Consider the following 19,417-nt stretch of genomic DNA (forward strand, 5'->3'; position numbering starts at 1 on the left):
CCACCGGTCTGCGCCAACCCGAAGAGCTCCCAGACCGGAGTCGCAGGCGATCCGTGTCACCTGCAGTCGGCCCTACAGCAACGCGATATCGCCATGCAAACAGATCCCGCCCCCGAGTCGCCGGATCCGCGGGCTCCAGTCCGCGCCGCCCAGTACGTCCGGATGTCGACTGAGCATCAGCAGTACTCGACCGAGAACCAAGGGGACAAGATCCGCGAGTACGCCGTGCGGCGCAATCTCGAGATCGTCCGGACCTACGCGGACGAGGGCAAGAGCGGGCTGCGGATCGACGGCCGCGAGGCGCTGCAGCGCCTGATCAGGGACGTGGAGTCCGGCAACGTCGACTTCCAAATCATCCTCGTTTACGACGTCAGCCGCTGGGGTCGATTCCAGGATGCCGACGAGTCTGCGTACTACGAGTACATCTGCCGCCGCGCTGGCATCCAGGTGGCCTACTGCGCCGAACAGTTCGAGAACGACGGCTCGCCGGTTTCCACGATCGTCAAGGGAGTCAAGCGCGCGATGGCTGGTGAATACAGCCGTGAACTTTCGGCCAAAGTCTTCGCCGGCCAGTGCCGGCTGATCGAGCTCGGTTTCCGACAAGGAGGGCCGGCGGGCTACGGTCTGAGGAGGGTGCTCATCGACCAGTCCGGCCAGATCAAGTCCGAACTGGCCAGAGGCGAGCAGAAGAGCCTTCAGACCGATCGGGTCGTGCTGGCGCCGGGGCCACAGGAAGAGATCGACCTCGTCAACGAGATGTTCCGCTGGTTCATCAACGATGGCCTCGTCGAGTCCCACATCGCGGGCCGGCTGAACGGCATGCGCATGAAGACGGATCTCGGCCGGGACTGGACCCGAGCGACGGTGCACCAGGTCCTGACCAATGAGAAGTACGTCGGTGCCAACGTGTACAACCGGATCTCGTTCAAGCTGAAGAAGCTCCGGGTCCACAACCCGCCCGAGATGTGGATTCGGCGGGATGGAGCGTTCGCCCCCATCGTCCCTGCCGATGTCTTCTACACGGCCCAGGGAATCATCCGAGCTCGCGCCCGCCGCTACTCCGACGAGGAGTTGCTCGAGCGACTGCGCGGGCTGTTCAGGAACCGGGGCTACCTATCGGGCTTGGTGATCGATGAAGCGGAAGGCATGCCGTCGAGCACGGTCTACGCGCATCGATTCGGAAGCTTGGTCCGTGCCTATCAACTCGTGGGCTTCACGCCCGACCGCGACTACCGCTTCCTCGAAATCAACCGGGCGCTTCGACGGATGCACCCGGAAGTCGTAGCGCAGACGGAGCGGAAGATCGCCGACCTCGGCGGTCAGGTCTCTCGAGACCCCGCCACCGAGATGCTCTGCGTGAACAGTGAATTCACGGCGTCTATCGTTCTGGCACGCTGCAAGAGCCTGGGCAACGGCAGCCGTCGCTGGAAGGTGCGCTTCGATACCAGCCTGCAGCCCGACATCACGGTTGCGGTGCGACTCGACGCGGCCAACCAGACGGCAGTCGACTACTACCTGCTGCCACGCTTGGACATGGGCGCTCCGCGACTCAGTCTCTTCGAGCACAACCCTGTCGAACTCGAAAGCTACCGATTCGAGACGCTCGACTATCTCTACGCGATGGCCGAACGCACCCGGTTGAGGTGGGTGGCATGAACCCCCTCACGGCTCCGGACAATGTACAGATGATCGACATTGCGGCCGTCGAAGTCTTGAACCCGCGGGAACGAAACGACAAAGTCTTCGACGAGATCGTCGTCAATATCAAGCGCGTCGGGCTCAAGAAGCCGATAACGGTCACGGCGCGCGGGGCCGCTGACGGCAGCACGCGCTACCTGCTGGTCTGCGGTGAAGGGCGCCTCAAGGCATTCACGGCACTCGGCGAGACGAAGATTCCAGCGCTCCTGATCGACGTCAGCGACGAGGACGCGTTCATCATGAGTCTCGCCGAGAACATCGCGCGGCGCCAATGCCGACCGCTGGAGCTTCTGGCCGGCATCGAGCAACTTCGAGAGAAGGGCTACAACACCAAGGCCATTGCCAACAAGACCGGGCTGACGCAGACCTATGTCCAGGGAATCCTCACGTTGCTGCAGCAGGGGGAGCAGCGCCTGATCGTCGCCGTCGAGCGCGGCGAGATTCCTCTCAATGCTGCCATCGCGATCGTCGGCGCGGGCGACGACGACAAGGCAATCCAGAATGCCTTGCAGGAGGCCTACGAAGCCGGGACGCTGCGAGGCAAGAACCTGCTCGATGCTCGCAAGGTGATCGAGCGGCGCAAGACTTTAGGGAAGTCGCTGAGTCATGGGACACCGCGCAAGCGTGAAGCGGTCACCAGTACCAGCCTCGTTCGGACCTACCAGAAGGAGGTCGAGCGCCAGAAGCTCATGGTCAAGAAGGCCGAGTTCGCACAGCACAAGTTGCTCTTCGTGGTCAGTGCCCTGAAGCAGTTGATGTCGGACGACCATTTCATGACCCTGCTGCGCGCAGAAGGCCTGGACTCCATGTCCAAGCAACTAGCGGAGCGCGTCGGACTGGCCCGCCACTCGGCATGAGCAAGGTCACCCTGGGCTTCGTGCCAGAGCCGAGGCTGGTCCCGATCGAGAAGGTGCTGCCGTCGCGACGAGTGCCGGCCGGTCTGGCGTCGTCCCGCAAGTACAAGCAGATCCACTCGTCCATAGCCGAAGTCGGACTCATCGAGCCGCTGACCGTATCTCCTATCCCCGGGTCGAACGGGACGTACACGCTGCTGGACGGCCACATGCGGTTGCTCGCGATGCAGGAACTCGGGGTCGCCGAAGCGCCCTGCCTCGAAGCACTGGATGACGAGTCCTACACCTACAACAACCGGCTCAACCGTCTCAGTTCGATCCAGGAGCACTACATGATTCGCCGCGCCCTCGAACGCGGCGTCTCGCCCGACCGTCTGGCCCGGGCGCTGAACATCGACGTCAGCCACATCCGCAAGAAGATGAACCTGATGGAGGGCATCTGCCCGGAGGTTGGAGGCCTGGTGGAGGACAGGCAGTTCTCGCCGGAGCTGTTCCGGATCGTTCGAAAGATGAAACCAACCCGCCAGGTCGAGTGCGTCGAGCTGATGATCTCCGCCAACAACCTTACGGTCGCCTACGCCGAGGCACTGCTCGCTGCCACACCAGCGGAGATGCTGGTGGATGGCAAGAAGCCTCGCAAGCTCTCTGGTGTGACCAAGGAGCAGATGGCTCGCATGGAACGGGAGATGAGCAATCTGCAGGGACAGTACCGGCTGGTCGAACAAAGCTACGGTCAGGACGTGCTCACGCTGGTCCTTGTCCGGGGATACCTCGTCAAGCTGCTTGCCAATGCGGAAGTAGCCAAATTCCTGCGGTCCAAGGCGCCCGAGATCCTCGAACAGTTCGAGACCGTCGCCGAGACGACCTCGCTAGAGGGATGACTCCTAACCTGCACTCCTCATGGGCGAAGCCGCAGTTCGTGGTCGAACTCGCCGCGACGAACCTCGACAATGTCGGACATTGACGCGAGCAATTCGCTGAAGGTCGTGAACCCGTAGTTCGATTCGTGGAACGTCGGCTCTATCCGCTGCAGGTACGGGCGCAAGCCAGCCTTGTTGACCCATGCCTCCCCTTTGGACTGGGCAAGTCGGCTGAGCGCCTTGCGGACCAGATCCCGGGCCTCCTTCAGCTTCTCGCTGTCGTCTGCAACAAGTTCTGAGAAGACTGCCGCCGCGTCATCCAGTGGCACCGTGTCCCTGACGATTTGGGGCGGAACGTCTGCTGTCACAGGCAGAAGCTCTGACGTCGAAGCTGGGGCGACCAAGAGGTCTGGAACCGTTAGCGGTACTTGGGCAAGTCCAGCCGCTTCAGCCGCGGTCTGCTCGGGTGGCTCGGATTTCGCGGCATCACCAGGAACGGCGATCAAGGCCTCGTAGAACTTGAACTCGTGGCAACTCCGCGCCCAATGCTGATTGGTGGTTCGCTTGCCGCCGATCCCGACCAACCTTCTGCCAGCAGCCTTCACTTTGTACGACAGAGGCATGTAGTCACTGTCGCCACCCACGACGATGATCGTCCCGATGTGCGGAAAGCGAGTCATGTCCTCGAGGACATCGAGGCAGAGCTTGATGTCGGCTCCGTTCTTGGCGCTCGCTCCAGGCGGAAAGACCTGGATCAGCTCGACAGCGGACTGAAGGAGCGCTTGCTTGTATCGATTGAAGGAGAGCCAGTTGGCAAAGGCCCGATTGATCGCAAGCGGACCCAGCGAGAGTGCGAACTCCACCAGCGCCTCGACGTCCACCAGCGCATCCTGCGGCCGGAATCTGCTCGCCTGATACGTCCCCTGGCCATGGAGCCCGTCAACGAGGCTTGCATGCAGGTTTTCAAAATCCCAGTAGATCGCGACTGAATCGGTGCCAAGTGCCATCGTTCCTCCCTCCCGCATGTGGGACATTCTCATACACGCCGAACCCGCCGAAGTCAGGGACCATGAGAGAGCCGGGCACTACGTTTGACCTGATCGCCGCCTGCCCGATACTTGAATCGGCAACATTCGCAGAACTCGCTGTTGCGGAGCCGACTCGTGCCTTTAGTCTTCCCGAATCGTGTCTGGTCCCGAGCCGAAGTGCTCTCTTCCCCGTCGCCCGTGCCTCGCGCTCCGGGCATCTACGCCTGGTACTTCCGCAACCTCCCAAAGCTGGTGCCGACCGATGGGTGCATCCGCCTCGGGGATCTGGCGCTGCTCTACATCGGCATTGCCCCGAAGGCGCCGCCCCAGAACGGACGCAGACCCAGCAGTCAGAAACTCTGGCACAGGATCCGCTATCACTATCGCGGCAATGCCGAGGGCTCCACGCTGAGGCTGACACTTGGATGCCTGCTCGCCAAAGAGCTTGGACTCGAACTGCGCCGCGTCGGCAGTGGCCGGCGAATGACTTTCGGGCACGGTGAGGCCCGGCTGTCTGAGTGGATGTCCGAGAATGCCTTCGTAACCTGGGCGGAAGACACTGCGCCCTGGATCACGGAGGCAGGTGCGATTGCGGACATGCCCCTGCCGTTGAATCTCGACATGAACAGACTCCACCCGTTCCATGCCACGCTGACCGATGTCAGACGCTTGGCGCGGGAGCGGGCGAGAAGTCTTCCGGTCCTGAACTAGAGCAGCCACGTAAGAGTGCCAAGGTCGGTGCCTATCAACTGTATGAAGTGACCATGCGCCCTACCAAGAACGTGTGCCCTGTGCCCGCCACTGGGGCCCATCTGTAGCTCACGGCGTGGACGAGGCTACCGCCCGCTACTACGCCGAGAACGCCGCGGACGTTGCGGCGCGGTATGAGGCCGTTCTCAGCCCGGTCGCGCGGTACTTTCCGGTGGCATTTGCCTCGGGCGGCCGCGTGCTCGACGTCGGTGCCGGCTCGGGCCGCGACCTGGCAGCACTGCTCGAGAGCGGCTATGACGCCTACGGCGTCGAGCCGTCCGAGGGCTTGAGGTCCTTGGCGTATGCCCGTCACCCGGCGCTTCGAGAGCGAATCTCGGCCGGCGCGCTGCCAGCGATTGGCGAGCCGTTCGCGGGCGCCTTCGATGGCATTCTGTGCTGCGCCGTGCTCATGCACGTGCCCGAATCGGACCTCTTCGACACCGCCTTCGCGCTGCGCCGCCTCCTCAAACATCATGGAAGACTGCTGATCTCCCTCCCGCTGACGCGCACCGATGTCCATTCCAACGAGCGCGACGCGGCCGGAAGGTTGTTCAAACAGTACACGGCCGAGTACCTACAACTGCTGTTCGAGCGCATCGGCTTTCAACTGATCGGTCGGTGGGACGGCGAAGACGCGCTCGGCCGCAGTGGTACCTCTTGGTACACGCTGCTCTTCGAACTGCGTTTGGGCGGCGCGCTGCGTGCCGTCGATCAGATCGAAGGCATCCTCAACCGGGACCGCAAGGTGGCGACCTACAAGCTCGCACTTTTTCGTGCCCTGGCGGAAATCGCGATGCAGGAGCCACGGGCCGCGCGGTGGCATCCAGACGGACAAGTCGGTGTGCCCATTGACCGCATAGCTGAGCGATGGCTGTTCTACTTCTGGCCGATCTTCGCGAGCGATACAACCATCCCGCAGTCGCAATCCGAAGGTGCGGGTGAGCGGAACCCCGTCGCCTTTCGCGCGCCGATGCGGAGTCTGATGGGGGAGTTCGCTGGCCAGGGCGCAAACGGTGGGCTCTCCGCGTGGCAAGCAGCCTGGGCGTCAGGCCAACTGGCCCCTGAGACTCGCCAACGATTGCGTTTGGTCCTGCGTAGCATCACGGACACCATTCGGAACGGCCCCGTGACTCATTCGGGTGGTGCCCTCGAATCTGGCCGCGTCTTCGACTACGCACGAAGCACTGGTGAGGTGCTGATGTCGTCTGACATCTGGCGCGAGCTCAGCCTGCTTGGCCACTGGATCGTCGATGCAGTCATCGTTCGCTGGGCGGCGCTGACGGAGCGCTTCTCGCAGCGCCAGGGAGTCCGCTCCGGTGACGTCCTGCCGCTACTGCTGGCTCGCCCGACACCGGAACGCGCGACCGGCATTGCTCGGCAGATCTATGTCGCAAGAGGCGTGGACCGCTGTGCCTGGTCGGACAAGCGACTCAGCACGGGTTTCGCGGTCGACCATGTGATCCCCTTTGCGCTGTGGGGGAGCAACGACCTCTGGAATCTGCTGCCCGTGGACGAGCGCGTCAATGGTCAGAAGTCGGACAAGCTGCCGTCGGCTGCACTACTGTCTGAGCGGCGAAAGGTCGTGATCGAATGCTGGACACTGCTTCGCGATGCAGTGCCAGAGGCTTTCGACCGTCAGGCTCTCCACCTGTTGGGACGTTCCATCGGGGGGCCCATAAAGTGGGAAGACGATCTCTTCACCCGACTGCGGGAGGCTGTCGAATTGACTGCCCTTCAGCGCGGCGTCGAACGCTGGGCCCCAAAGGGCGTTCCATCAGCCAGGACGCCTGTGTAGTCTTCACCGGCGGAAGACTTAGCCCCTCAAGCGAACTCGACACTCAACGGTCGCGCGGGCCACGATCTCCGTCTCCCGGCGCGGTCTCGCAGACTCGCAGGAGTTGTCGACGTATGTCGGATGTTTGCGCCGTCAAATCGACGGTAGAAAAGCGCAGCCGCTGCCCCTGCATCACGACTGACTCGTCGACAGAAGCGCCGACCGCTGGATGCAGCAGAACACCCTCTGCGCATCTGGCGAGCGGATCATCGCGATCGACCTGTGACCGCAGATACGCGTACATCTGATAGATGTACCCGCTGCGTAGCGTCTGCTCGCGGTACCAACCACTTGTCAGAACCGACGTGAACTTCGTGTCGACGACGATGCGCCTGCCCAGGTCAGGATGATCGAGGATGATGTCGGTTCGCATGCCGGGCAAGATGGCTGCGATGCCCGCGGTCTGCCCCTCGACCGGCCACGCGAGTGGCGCACCGGTACGAACGCGCCAGCCCTGATGCGAAAGCGCAACCTGATAGAAGCCACCGACCGCGCGCTCGAAGAGATTTCGGACCCATCTTTCTTCGCGAAGGGGCAGTGACATGGCGTTCGGACCCGTGGATTCCAGGGGTAGTGCCATGTCGAGCGCCAGTCGTGCGGCAGCGATCATCTGCGCGTCGTGGGCATCGTGCCGTCCCAATCGGTCGACACTGAGTTCCGTCCGGGCAGGGATCGATTGCGCCACTCCCATGGCCGTCATGTCGCGTGCCAGAGTCCGGCAACGGTGGGCCAGAGACTGTCGTGACACCAGCCGAGAGACCGTGTCCAGCGCCGCGCGCACCAGTCGATTTCGCGGCGTATCGACGGTGAGTTCATCAAACTGGCATGCGATCTTGCCCCTCGCCAGGAGCTGATGGCGTTCGGTAGAGAGGATGTCGATCCGCCCGCGAAGTCGATTCAGCTCGAGATTGCGTCTGCGGTACCCGAAGCTCAGTCGCTTTCTTAATCGAGTCTCGGCGGCGCCGGCCAATACTTCGGCGATCAGGTCCGGCAGATCGTCTGGGGCGTCCTCGACGTCGACCTTTCCCACGCCTGCGGTGCGATAGAGGTCGGACGCATAGAGCATCAACAGCCATAGGTTTCGGACAGGAATCCGCCCGACGAAGCCGTCGACCTCCCCGTGGCCCGAGGCATCTCCCATGCTGCGAGACACGTTCACCATCCTGTCAGAAGCTTCTCGCGGGCCCTCCGTGCCTCGTCAGGCGCGTCGAACCAATACTCGTCCAGCAGCGGGCCGATCTCCGTCTCGACCACCTGCTTGAACCAAGTCTTGGTACCGCCGTCTGCGAGGCGATGAGTCGGTGTCACGTAGCTATGTCCGACACGAAACTGCGGGCCCAATCTCGAATCGTCGGCGATCACCTTGTTCAAGTCCTCGATCCGGCGCTCGAGATCCGCCGCCAGATCGGGATCCAAGTTGGCCGTCGTGGTCACCCAGGTTCGCCAAGCACTTCCGAGGCGGGGCTCCAGGTTGACAAACGCGAACCGCCGCCTCAGCGCGAAATCCACCAGTGCCAGGGAGCGGTCTGCGATGTTCATCGTGCCGATCACGTACAGGTTCTCTGGGATGTGCACGGGCCGACGCTTGCCTTCCGTGTCCGGATAGCAGAGCTCCAGTGCTTCATCGGGCGTGCGCTTACCTGCCTCGAGCAACGTGAGCAGTTCCCCGAACACCTGCGCCGGATTGCCGCGGTTGATCTCTTCGACGATCACCACGACACGGGACTCGGGGTTTCGCGCCGCTGAGGCGATGGCCTCCAAGAACACGCCGTCTACGACCAACAGCTTGCCGTCTGCGGAGGGTCGATAGCCTCGAACGAAGTCTTCGTAGGAAAGATTCGGATGAAACTGGACTGCGCGCACTTTGCTCTCGTCGCGCTGACCCATCAGCGCGAACGCCAGCTTCTTGGCCAGCCAGGACTTGCCCGTTCCCGGTGGGCCTTGGAGGATGATGTTCTTCTTGTCTTTGAGGCGCCCGATCATGGTCTCGATCTCAGTCCGATCGAGAAAGCAGCCATCTCTCACGATGTCGTCGACGGAGTACGGAATGATCGGCGCCACCGTGTCCGCGTCTTGCTCCTCGGTGTCTTCAGGAGCACCACCTTCACCTTCGGATCCGCTGGCACGGACGGTCTGTTTCGAAGGCGCCTCGCGGCCTGGGTCGTTGAAGAGCCAAGCCTGCAGAGAGAGCTCGGGGTATGAATGCACCGGATAGGTCGACTCCTTGAAGCGAGGCTCGAGCAAGTCCATGACGGCCAGATAGTTGGAGGCACTACAACGCTTCTTCGGTCCGTCTCGCCCGACGGTGATGCCCAGCTTCTGTTCAACGTAAACCTGCGAGTTGTGGTCCAGGCTCAGGAATGACCACGGCCGCGCCCAGTACAGGCCAAAGGTCAGGTTCCAGGCGACACTGGGCTTGCCGATCACTCGGTCGAACGCGACTGCAAATTCATCGCGCACCCCATCGTCGTCGGAGTCGGCGTAGCGAAGGCCCTTCGCGAACACGTCCCACAGCGCGTCGATGTGGTCAGGTTCCCGGTCTACTTCATACGGGAAGTACCAAGAGCGCAGGTTGTTGAGGAGAGGGATGCCCTCGAAGCTCTCTGGGATGTCTTCGTCAACATCCAGGAGCTTGGCGAGTTCGGCGGCGATTGCCTTGCGGTTCGAGTCCTTGAGGCCCCGATTGAAGAGTCCCATCGTGGTGAACGGGCAGATGTCTCTGACGAAGCCTGTACCTCCGCCCACATACCTGTCCTCGGCAAGGTGTCCGAGGCCTTCCACCCGGTTCGAGATGGCTTGCACTTCGGCAACCAACGCCTTCCGGTTATCACGGTAGGCAAGCAGTCCGTCTGCGACGGCTGCATAAAACTTGGTCCAGCCGAAGCGATGGGTCTCCGGCTGGCCGGACCCGAACCTCTCGCGCCAATAGGGTTCATTCCTGAATCGGTTGATGTCCTGGGGTTCTCCCTCGAACGCGAATCGGATAAGACCATCCGCCATCCAGTCACCCGGAACGACTCGCCAGATCGTCGCCCGATAGGTAAAGAAGTACCACTCTCTAACCTGTCCAGAGTTCGACCACTTCACGCTCACCCGCTCACCGTCCCCGGTGTTCTCGACGATCGTTCCAATCGCCTTGATGGCCAGCACGGATGTTGGGTGCCCACGGTTGTCGAATGGAAGATCACGCTTGCGAACGTAGCTCGACTTGATCGCGATGCGCTCACCCGGGCGCATCGACTTGACCAACGCGGCATCCCGTTCCGTGGGGTTCCTGATTTCCCAGATGCCGGCGGCGAGGAAGCGCTGCGTCTGATCCTCCGTCCCGCCGAAGCTGGCTCCGACGAACCAGCAGGGTGTCGAGCCGCTGGTGTCACTCGCTGCCGTCATGGATGCCCCCCCTAAATATCCGCACGAAGTCGTGTTCGTATCGTGCCGCAAGATTGGCCCACTGGCATGACATGCCTCATCGCCTACGCGTCCGAAATCTTGCGCTCTGGGCTGAGCGTGACGTCGTGCCCCTACTCTGACCCGCAATGGGTGTGACGATTTCGGTAAATTGGGGCTTCGCGGGAACGTGACAGAGTTGCCCGAGCACTTGGGCCCGGGCCATTGGCTACGATGCACGCTTGCCGGCCGACCGGAATTGCCGCCGAAGTCGTCCGCAGGCGTTTGGAGGCTGATCCAGTGCAGCAGGACCCACCCATGGTGCCCCTGATAGAGGCCGAATGACCGTAGGGCTGATCGACAAGCCGTCGATATCTGCTCGGCAACTATTGGCCGAGTGGGCGGCGCTTTCGGTCGACATCGAATCCAATCCATCGGACGCCGACCGAATCTTCAAGGTCGGCGCGGTTCGGTCGGACAACGACACCTTCCTTGGCCTGTCCACCGGTCGACTCGGTACCGAGGAGGTAGTCCACCGCGTCAATGCCGTCGCCAAAGGTGCCAGAGTCCTGGTCGGCCACAACTTGCGCAGACATGATCTGCCGCAGCTGCGGCGCCAGTACCCCGGGTTGTCCTTCTTGGACCTGCCCATCATCGACACGCTCGAGCTGTCGGCGATCGCGTTCCCGACCAATCCCTACCATCGGCTTGTCAAAGGCTACAAGCTGCTGTCGGACTCCCGGAACGACCCGCTCAAGGACGCGCGGCTGACACTCGATCTCTTGGGGGACGAGGTCGATGCGTTGGCCGAGATGCATCGGAGTGACCCGGAATGGATGTCGCTGCTGCACTTCCTGCTCCGCGACGATGAGCTGCTAGATGGCCTGATTGCCGCTATCCGAAGGGCCCCAGCGCCGGAAGCAGCTGCCGCCACAAACATCGCGATCGGGCGGTTCGGGGAGATGTGCTGCAGCACACGCCTGGCGAGGTTCGGTGCCGATGACTCGAATGCTTCCGCCGAGCACAGAACGGCGCTCGCCTATGCGCTGGGTTGGGTCCGGGTCTCAGGCGGAAACTCGGTACTTCCGATCTGGGTGCACAGCGCCATTCCCCGCGTCCGCAGCCTGATTGGGGAGCTGCGCGAACACACCTGTGGCCAGGCCGGTTGCCGCTACTGCACGCAACAGCACGACCCTGAGTCACTGCTCTTCGCGCATTTCCAGAAGCCAACGTTCCGCTCGAAGCCACAAGCGCCCGACGGTGGGTCACTGCAGCGAGCAATCGTCGTGGCGGGCCTGGAGCGCAAGAGCCTGCTTGCCGTCTTGCCCACCGGCGGCGGCAAGTCAATCTGTTACCAGCTTCCCGCGCTCGTCCACTATTGGCGTTCCGGCCAGCTGACGGTCATCGTCTCGCCCCTGCAATCGCTAATGAAAGACCAGGTGGATAACCTCGTCGCGGCAGGCGTGAACTGTGCCGTCACGATCAACGGGCTGCTCACGCCGCTCGAGCGCAGGGCAGCCCTCGACAAGATCCGACTGGGCGATGCGGGGATCGTGCTCGTATCGCCCGAGCAGTTCCGAAGCCGAACGTTCACCGAGGCCATCCGCATGCGCGAGATCGCAACCTGGGTGTTCGACGAGGCGCACTGCCTCTCCAAGTGGGGTCACGACTTCCGGACCGACTATCTCTACGTGTCGCGCTTCATCCGCGAGCACTTCTCGAACCAGCTCGCGCCAATCGCCTGCTTCACAGCCACGGCCAAGCCGGACGTCATCGATGACTTGTGTGCGCACTTCCGAGATGGCCTGAACATAGAGCTCGGCCGCTTTCTCGGTGGACACGAGCGCGAGAATCTTTCGTATCTGGTAGTCCCCGCGCCCCGCGCGCAGAAGGCCCAGCGCATCGTCGAGATCCTGCGACACGAGCTCAAGGGCGGAGGAGCCGCGGTCATCTTCTGCGCCACCCGCAAGACAGCCGAAACGATGGCCGAGATGGTCACCTCGGCTGGAATCAACTGCGGGTGCTTCCACGGTGGCCTTGGGCCAGACACCAAGAAGGAGATCCAACAGCGATTCATCCAAGGGGACCTGCCCGTCATCGCCGCGACCAACGCCTTCGGGATGGGCGTGGACAAACCAGACATTCGGGTCGTGATCCACGCCGACATTCCCGGCTCGCTGGAGAACTACCTGCAGGAAGCCGGGCGGGCGGGGCGGGACGGTGATGCAGCCCGCTGCGTGCTGCTGTTCGACGAAGAGGACGTCGAGACCCAGTTTCGCCTCTCTTCGACATCACAGCTCACACACCGGGATTTCGTCGGACTCCTGAAAGCGGTACGAGAGCGAGTCAAGCGACTTAAGAGCCCCGAGATCGTCGTCTCGGCCAAGGAGCTATTGGCAGAGAGCGAAGGCACGGCGATCGACATCGAAAGTCGCGACGCCTCGACCAAAGTCACCACGGCGATCGCCTGGCTGGAACGTAGCGGTTTCCTCAAGCGCAACGAGAACAACAGCCGAGTCTTCCCGGCGAGCCTGCGCGTGTCATCTCTGGAGGAGGCACAACAGCGGATTTTCGGAGCCGATCTCCCTGAAACGACCCGGCAGCGCTTCATGGCCGTGGCTGCGACGCTCTTCCGGAATCAAAGCCCTGAAGGGGTGAGCACCGACGAGCTGATGCTTGAAGCAGGCGTTCCGCCAGAGGAGTGCTTTCGGATTCTTCACCAGCTGGAACAGCTCGGCATACTCGCCAATGACCTCGGCCTGACGGTCCGCGTATCCAAGGGCGTGAAGGGTGCGTCCGACCTCGCCCTGGAACATCTCGACCGGATGGAGCGCGCGCTGCTCGATCTGATGTCTGAGAACGCGCCCGACGCAGACGCCGATGGGAATGCACAGCACTTGAGCGTTCGGCCGCTGTGCACCGAGCTACGGCGCCGGCTGGGCCTGTCAGACAGTGATCCTCGAGTGAGTCCGCAAGTGCTGCGGAACTGTCTACGGTCTCTGTCGGAGAGCTTCGGTTCCGGCACGGAGAAGCGCAGCATGCTGCAGGTTCGCGGACTCGGGCCGGACAGCCTGCGCGTCACACTACACAGGCCCTGGTCCCAGATCCGAACGATCTGCGAGCGGCGACGGGTGGTGGCCCAGGTCGTTCTGGCCAGGTTGCTCGCCGAGCTTCCGGCAGGGGCCCGGGAGTCAGGGCTCATCGTCGAGTGCAAGGCGCGTGATCTCCTGGACGCCATCGACTCGGATCTGGAGCTGAAGAGCAATTTGCGCGATCCGGCAACGGCACTCGAGCATGCCTTGCTCTATCTGCACGAGAACCGCGTCGTCGAGCTCGACAAGGGTCGCTCTGTGTTCCGATCAGCGATGACGATCTTGACCGATCCCGAAGCGCTGAAGCGACGCTTCGCGAAGGACGACTTCGCGCCACTGCAGGAGTTCTATCGGGAACGCACGCTGCAGACGCATGTGATGCACGAGTACGCGCGGCTCGGATCGCAGAGCCCAGACAAGGCGCTTGAGCTCGTAGCGGCGTACTTCACCTGGCCCCGCAAGCGATTCGTACGGGAGTTCTTCAAGGGCAGGACGGACCTCTTGGAGCTCGCGACGACCGACGAGTCGTTCCGTCGCATCGTGGATGACCTTCATCATCCGGTGCAGCAGGCGCTCGTCGAAAAGCCCGAGCACGGCAACCATCTCGTCCTGGCCGGCCCTGGCTCGGGAAAGACACGAGTGATCGTGCATCGGATCGCCTACCTGCTGAGGGTCAGGCGCGTGGCACCTGACCGCATCATCGCTCTGGCATTCAATCGCAGTGCGGCGGTCGAACTCCGCCGGCGCCTGGTCGCGCTTGTCGGCGACGATGCTCGCGGCGTGGCAGTGTTGACGTACCACGCCATGGCACTACGCTTGACCGGCACCAGCCTGGCAACTGCCGATCGGCGCGGTGCCTCGGTGGACTTCGGGCGGCTACTGCAGGACGCGATCGACCTCCTCGAAGGGAGGTCGGACGCCTTCTCCGATGCAGACGAGCTTCGCGACCGTTTGCTGCAGGGCTATGAATACATCTTCGTCGACGAGTACCAGGACATCGACGAACAGCAGTACGCACTTGTGAGCGCGCTGGCCGGCCGGCGGCAGGCCGACCCGGATGCCAAGCTGAGCATCATGGCCGTTGGTGATGACGACCAGAACATCTACAGCTTCAAGGGCGCTAGCGTCGAGTTCATCCGCCGATTCCAGACCGACTACGGCGGTGAAGTGACCTACCTGGTCGAGAACTTCCGCTCGACGCAGAACATCATCGCAGCCGCAAACCACGTGATCCAGCGCGCGAACGACCGGATGAAGGTCGATCATCCGATCCGGATTAACACGGCGCGGGCATCGGATCCCCCGGGCGGACGCTACTCAGTCTTGGACCAAGAACACGCCGGGAAGGTTCGCCTCATCGCGGCGCCGGCAGATTCGAACCGCCAGGCGCAGGTCGTCTTCGGCGAGATCCAACGATTGCGGCGTGCAGACTCGGCGCTGGCACTTGGTGACATCGCCATCCTGGCCCGGACCCATCGATCGCTGGAGCCCTTGCGGGCCCTGTGCGACATTGAAGGCCTCCGCTACGAGGTCCTCACGCGCGAGAGCGCCCGGGCCCAGTTGTCCCTGATGCAATCGCGAGAGGGTTGGCGATTGGCTGGACTTCTTCGAGCCAGAGGATCCGGCCTGGTATCGACGGCCGCGTTGCGACGGTGGCTTCGGTACCAACGTCGGCGGCAACTCGAGAACCCCTATTGGGAAGACCTGTCAGAGGCAATTGAAGAGTTCGCCGGCGCGACCGGCGCCGCGCGTGTGCCCGCAGCCGAGGTGATGGACGCGCTTTACGAGGCCGCGACTGAATCTCGTCGCGGCGGCCACGCAAGTGCGCTGAAGCTGATGACGGCGCACGGTGCCAAGGGCCTCGAGTTTGGGCACGTCATTGTCATGGACTGTGCCGACTGGCACTGGAGCGGTGAAGACGAGCGACGGTTGTTATACGTCGCGATGACCCGTGCCAAAGAGACACTGACGGTGATGCGTGCAGAAGGTGGGCGCAATCCATACCTTGTCGATCTGGGCACGGTGGACGGGGTCATTGATCTGCTTCCTGCGGTTCGACCGGATCAACGCCGTGACATCGATCGTCGCTACGCATCGTTAGGACCTGCAGATGTCGACATTGGCTTTGCTGGGCGCCTGGCCACGGATGATCCAGCGCACGCTCGCATCGCAAGCTTGTCCTGTGGCTCCGAAGTTCGCGTTGCTGACAAGCGAATCTCAACAACCGACGGCGTCTTGGTGGGGAAGCTGGCCAACAAGACGGTGCCGCCGCCGAGTCCGACACGTGGTGTAGTGACCGGCATTCTGGTTCGGACCCGAGAACAAAGTCCACCCGAGTACCAGGCCGCACTGAAGGCGGATCGCTGGGAAACGGTTCTCGTGGAAATGGTCGTCGAGCCTGGGGAGTAGGTGTCCGAGACTCTGGCGCCAGCCAACGCTCGTGCGTCGGTGGTCTCGAACTGCGGCTGCGGATCGGTCGCAGCTTGTTGTCGGTCTTGCCGACGACGCGTCGGAGTGTCTATCCCGATGGCGGTCCTCTCAAAGCATCTAAGCAACCCCAAACGCGATAGCCTGCATCCGCAACGTGATCTGTCGGGAGCCGACTGGGATCAATGCCTGCGACTCGGTGCGACCGACTTGCTCCAGTTCCTCAAACAGATCGCGCCGGACCGGATAGATCAGCGTAGCGCGAATCTTCTCCGCCGAGCCACTGGTCGCGGCATAGGCCAGCACTTGGTGGATGTCCGCCCGCATCGAGGCCTGAATGTCCTCTGCCAACCCATGCCACCGAGTCGCGTCCAGTTCTGCAAAGTGCGACTTGTACTTGGCGTCAATGATCTCAATGCCGTCTGGTCGATGAACCACAAAGTCGGGTACCAGATGGCCCAGGGCTCTATGTCCAGAAGCGCTCCAGGCCAAGGGAACCGTCGTCTCTCCCGATCGGCCCACTCGCACACGGCCACCCGTTAGTCCGGCTTCGCGGCGAACCAGACGTTCGACGTAGCGCTCCCACAGTTGCTCGAGCGGCAGGGTCCAAGCCAAGCCATCGGATGTTCGACCTCCGCCGAGGCCGCGCTCGTCGACGATCCATCCCATCGCGCGCAGACCCTCTCGAAGCGCAATGGACTCCATGGCACTCCCACCGAGGTCGCCCTCGAGCTCCCGACGTTGCGGCCGGCGTGCTGGTACATCAACGACATGCTCAAGTAGGCCCACGATTTGGGCGATCAGTGACAGCGCAACAGGGTCAGAGCCACCTGCGGCACCCAGATCTCCTCGCAGGCGTTCCAGCGTCCATCGAACCGCCTCTCGAAGTCTGGAATCTGTGTCGAGTTCGCTGAAACGACAGGGCAAGTGGTGCCAGCGTCCCGCCGGCAGTTGGCGCGTCAGGTAGGTTTGCCACTGGATCTGTCCGCGAGGATGGTTGCGTACCTCTTGGCGCTCACGGTACCCGGGCCGAAGATGAGCTAGAAGGTCTGCCATTCGGCGCAGCACCGGCCCAGCGAGAACCCACGGCGGCACCTCGCGACCACTGCCGGGCACCAGTGGCAGGCTCAGAAACTCGGGGCCACTGCCCCAGCCAGTGGCCGCCAGCACTTGACCGACCCCTGGCCAACCGAAGCGCGGGTTGATGACGACGCCGCCAGTCACTTGTCCGGTGACTGCCGATCTCAGTGGAATTGCGCCTGCGCGGAGTCCAGGGTGAAGTTCAAGGCGAATGCCATCCCGCCCGGAGACAACTCGGGGTTCCAGTTCCAGGGCCTGAAGGGCGACCCGGTTCCTGGACATGAACCCATCCAGGTAAGCCCCCCAACCGGGCTCGCGCGCCGCAGCGATGTATGGAGCCGGATCCACAACGATGGGGGCCCCGCAGTCGCTACCGTGCAGCAGGGTACTGGAGTGCGGTGCCGCGCTCAGGTGGACGCTTGCACTCAGCAGACGCCCGCGGCGCGGACGTGCCGGACGAACGCTACCGCGACCAGCGACCACGTTCAAGCGCCGTCAGCATGGGCCACATCGGCAATGCGATTGCGCACCGCGTGCAGCGCTCCAGTCGCCGGGCCCAAGTAGCCCTCACGAATGTAGTCATCGACAAGTGGCAAGAGCTCGTGACGTAGGCGCGTGCGCAACGCTGCCTCGTCTCGGTCCGACACGATGTAGTAGGAGTGACCCGGAAGGAGCGCCAAGGCATCATCGGGAGCGAACTCGAGGAAAACATCAGAGAGCGCGTCGAAGAGTTCCAAGCCGGTGGGCGTGCTGTGGGTCTGAACGACGCCACGGTCGGGCATCATCGTCACAAAGGCGAAGCGCCGACGTATTGCCAAGTCCATGCGCGCCACGCTGCGGTCTGCAGTGTTCATCGTCGCGAGCACGTGCAGGCGTGAAGGCAGCGTGAAATCTTGCGACCCGGCGATCGCGTGCGGTAAACGGACCGAGCGCGGCGCACCGGAATCGGCCTCGAACAGATAGATGGCCTCTCCCAGGACACGACCGAGGTCGGCACGATTGATTTCATCCACCACAAGCAAAGCTGGCCTCTCGGCCGCCATGGCCGCGGCCTCCAACAGATGGCCGGCCCGTGCGGTGAATCGCAGATTGGTGTCCGCCACGTCCGGAGACAGCCCAGCGACGAAGTCCTCGTAGGTCGTCGAGGGGTGAAACTGGGTGATCAGGCCGTTGCTGGCATACGTTTCGCGCAGGATCTGTTCTGCTACACGCGATTTGCCTGTGCCCGGTGGGCCTTCTAGTACAACGAACCGGCGACTCCCCAGGAGACTTGCGATTTCCGTAGCACTGGGCGTTGAGAGCCACATGGCATTGAGACTCGCAATGAACTGGCGGAACTCCTCCTGCGCGCTCTTCAGGACTTCCCAGCCGCGCTCGTAGGCGTAGAGGTCCAGGAAAGCCTGTACGACCATTCGTGCCTTGGCAGGGTCGTCTTTGGGTACCACGGCTAGGCAGTACAGCTCGTTGCTGTAGCGCTTGAAAACTGGCTCCCAGGCCGGAAGCTGCCTGGTGATCAGATCCGGAACCGGCACTCCAATGGTGGCGGGATCCTGTCGGGCCCAGGCGACCGATACACCCTTGCTGACCAGGTACCGACGGAGGCTGGCTATGCGCCGCCGATGGCCGGGGCGGGTAAGGATTCCCTCGTCGGGGCTCAGACCTCGTGTGCCAATTCCGAAGTCAATCAGACAACCTTCGTCCCGCGGAAACCAAACCAAACTGGTACCCCCGTAGGGGCCGCTGGGAGGGTTGTCCGGGTTGATGAACCCCGCATACGCAATGTGCTCAGTCTCGACGCCACCCTTGCCATAGGCGTTGCGGATGAAGGGCGGGCGCTCGTAGTCCAGTTGATGGCCAGAGCGCTTGTGATAGCGCTCTCCGAAGATGCCACGCATGGCGTCAAGCATTTGCTTGTCGGAAGTTGAAGTTCCGGCCGCAATTGCATCGGCAAATGTCTGGATGGCATCCATCTTGAGGGCCCAGGCTTAAACACAGAGTTGAGATGATGAGTTCGGCCGCCTCACGCTCACTCAAACGGGTAAGGCAAGGGGCACTTCAGCGTCCTGGCCACAGCGTGGCATAGTTGTTCGCCGTTTGCATCATGCACGACTCGTTGCTCCCGCGCCCCCTGTCGCTACGCGGCCCTTGGTCGCGTATGCCGACGTCAGGCGGCTGTACGCTTTGCACAGTGCGGAAGTCGGCCCTGACGACCAAAGGGAGCGCTGCACTCCCGCGCTAAGTGGTTGGGCCCGTAGATGTCGCAGTCATCCGAACCATCTCACCGGATGCGTAAGATCGATCCAGGCTGCCGCCGGTCTTTCAGACGCGTTGCTTGCCAGAATGTGGACGTTCGACGTAAGAGTCAGAGCGGATCCGGGCTTCGGCTTCGCGTAGCAAACAGTGCAAA

The 19,417-nt window shown here is 62.6% G+C and carries 11 protein-coding genes; 6 read left to right on the forward strand and 5 right to left on the reverse strand.

Annotated features, from left to right (window positions below; all coding sequences use genetic code 11):
- The first annotated feature begins 93 nt into the window (after nucleotides 1-93).
- The 3 genes from Q0599_RS04585 to Q0599_RS04595 are packed head-to-tail and all read left to right on the forward strand — an operon-like array spanning nucleotide 94 to nucleotide 3,433.
- Nucleotides 94-1,656 carry a recombinase family protein gene (locus tag Q0599_RS04585; protein ID WP_298826343.1) on the forward strand — a complete coding sequence of 521 codons (1,563 nt, stop codon included), beginning with the start codon at nucleotides 94-96 and terminating at the stop codon, nucleotides 1,654-1,656.
- 29 nt (nucleotides 1,657-1,685) lie between these two features.
- Entirely contained in the window at nucleotides 1,686-2,555 is an 870-nt protein-coding gene (locus Q0599_RS04590; RefSeq protein ID WP_298826345.1) for a plasmid partitioning protein RepB C-terminal domain-containing protein, read from the forward strand.
- Nucleotides 2,552-3,433, forward strand: a complete 882-nt coding sequence (locus Q0599_RS04595; protein ID WP_298826348.1) for a plasmid partitioning protein RepB C-terminal domain-containing protein — start codon at nucleotides 2,552-2,554, stop codon at nucleotides 3,431-3,433. The genes Q0599_RS04590 and Q0599_RS04595 overlap by 4 nt, the downstream gene beginning before the upstream one ends.
- Before the next feature lie 17 nt (nucleotides 3,434-3,450).
- On the opposite strand, the gene Q0599_RS04600 is transcribed toward Q0599_RS04595, so the two are convergent.
- Nucleotides 3,451-4,419: an NYN domain-containing protein gene (locus Q0599_RS04600; protein WP_298826351.1), complete on the reverse strand. Its 969-nt coding sequence runs from the start codon at nucleotides 4,417-4,419 to the stop codon at nucleotides 3,451-3,453.
- A 156-nt stretch (nucleotides 4,420-4,575) separates the two neighbouring features.
- On the opposite strand from Q0599_RS04600, the gene Q0599_RS04605 reads away from it, so the two are divergent.
- Both Q0599_RS04605 and Q0599_RS04610 read left to right on the forward strand, forming a co-directional pair.
- Complete coding sequence (locus Q0599_RS04605; RefSeq protein WP_298826354.1) at nucleotides 4,576-5,151, forward strand: GIY-YIG nuclease family protein; 576 nt, start codon at nucleotides 4,576-4,578, stop codon at nucleotides 5,149-5,151.
- 115 nt (nucleotides 5,152-5,266) lie between these two features.
- Complete coding sequence (locus tag Q0599_RS04610; RefSeq protein WP_298826356.1) at nucleotides 5,267-6,985, forward strand: methyltransferase domain-containing protein; 1,719 nt, start codon at nucleotides 5,267-5,269, stop codon at nucleotides 6,983-6,985.
- A 43-nt stretch (nucleotides 6,986-7,028) separates the two neighbouring features.
- On the opposite strand, the gene mcrC is transcribed toward Q0599_RS04610, so the two are convergent.
- Nucleotides 7,029-8,177 carry a 5-methylcytosine-specific restriction endonuclease system specificity protein McrC gene (mcrC, locus tag Q0599_RS04615; protein ID WP_298826358.1) on the reverse strand — a complete coding sequence of 383 codons (1,149 nt, stop codon included), beginning with the start codon at nucleotides 8,175-8,177 and terminating at the stop codon, nucleotides 7,029-7,031.
- Between the two features lie 2 nt (nucleotides 8,178-8,179).
- On the reverse strand, nucleotides 8,180-10,414 hold the full coding sequence (locus Q0599_RS04620; protein WP_298826360.1) for an AAA family ATPase: 2,235 nt from the start codon (nucleotides 10,412-10,414) through the stop codon (nucleotides 8,180-8,182).
- A gap of 338 nt (nucleotides 10,415-10,752) precedes the next feature.
- On the opposite strand from Q0599_RS04620, the gene Q0599_RS04625 reads away from it, so the two are divergent.
- Entirely contained in the window at nucleotides 10,753-15,912 is a 5,160-nt protein-coding gene (locus tag Q0599_RS04625) for a RecQ family ATP-dependent DNA helicase (protein WP_298826364.1), read from the forward strand.
- Nucleotides 15,913-16,050: 138 nt separating this feature from the next.
- Here the strand turns inward: Q0599_RS04625 and Q0599_RS04630 are convergent, their stop codons facing one another.
- Nucleotides 16,051-17,292: a hypothetical protein gene (locus Q0599_RS04630; protein ID WP_367180898.1), complete on the reverse strand. Its 1,242-nt coding sequence runs from the start codon at nucleotides 17,290-17,292 to the stop codon at nucleotides 16,051-16,053.
- Nucleotides 17,293-17,495: 203 nt separating this feature from the next.
- Nucleotides 17,496-18,980, reverse strand: a complete 1,485-nt coding sequence (locus tag Q0599_RS04635; protein ID WP_298826366.1) for an AAA family ATPase — start codon at nucleotides 18,978-18,980, stop codon at nucleotides 17,496-17,498.
- Nucleotides 18,981-19,417: the final 437 nt, after the last annotated feature.

Origin of the sequence: uncultured Piscinibacter sp. (genome assembly GCF_937952055.1) — a bacterium.
GTDB lineage: Bacteria > Pseudomonadota > Gammaproteobacteria > Burkholderiales > Burkholderiaceae_C > Piscinibacter.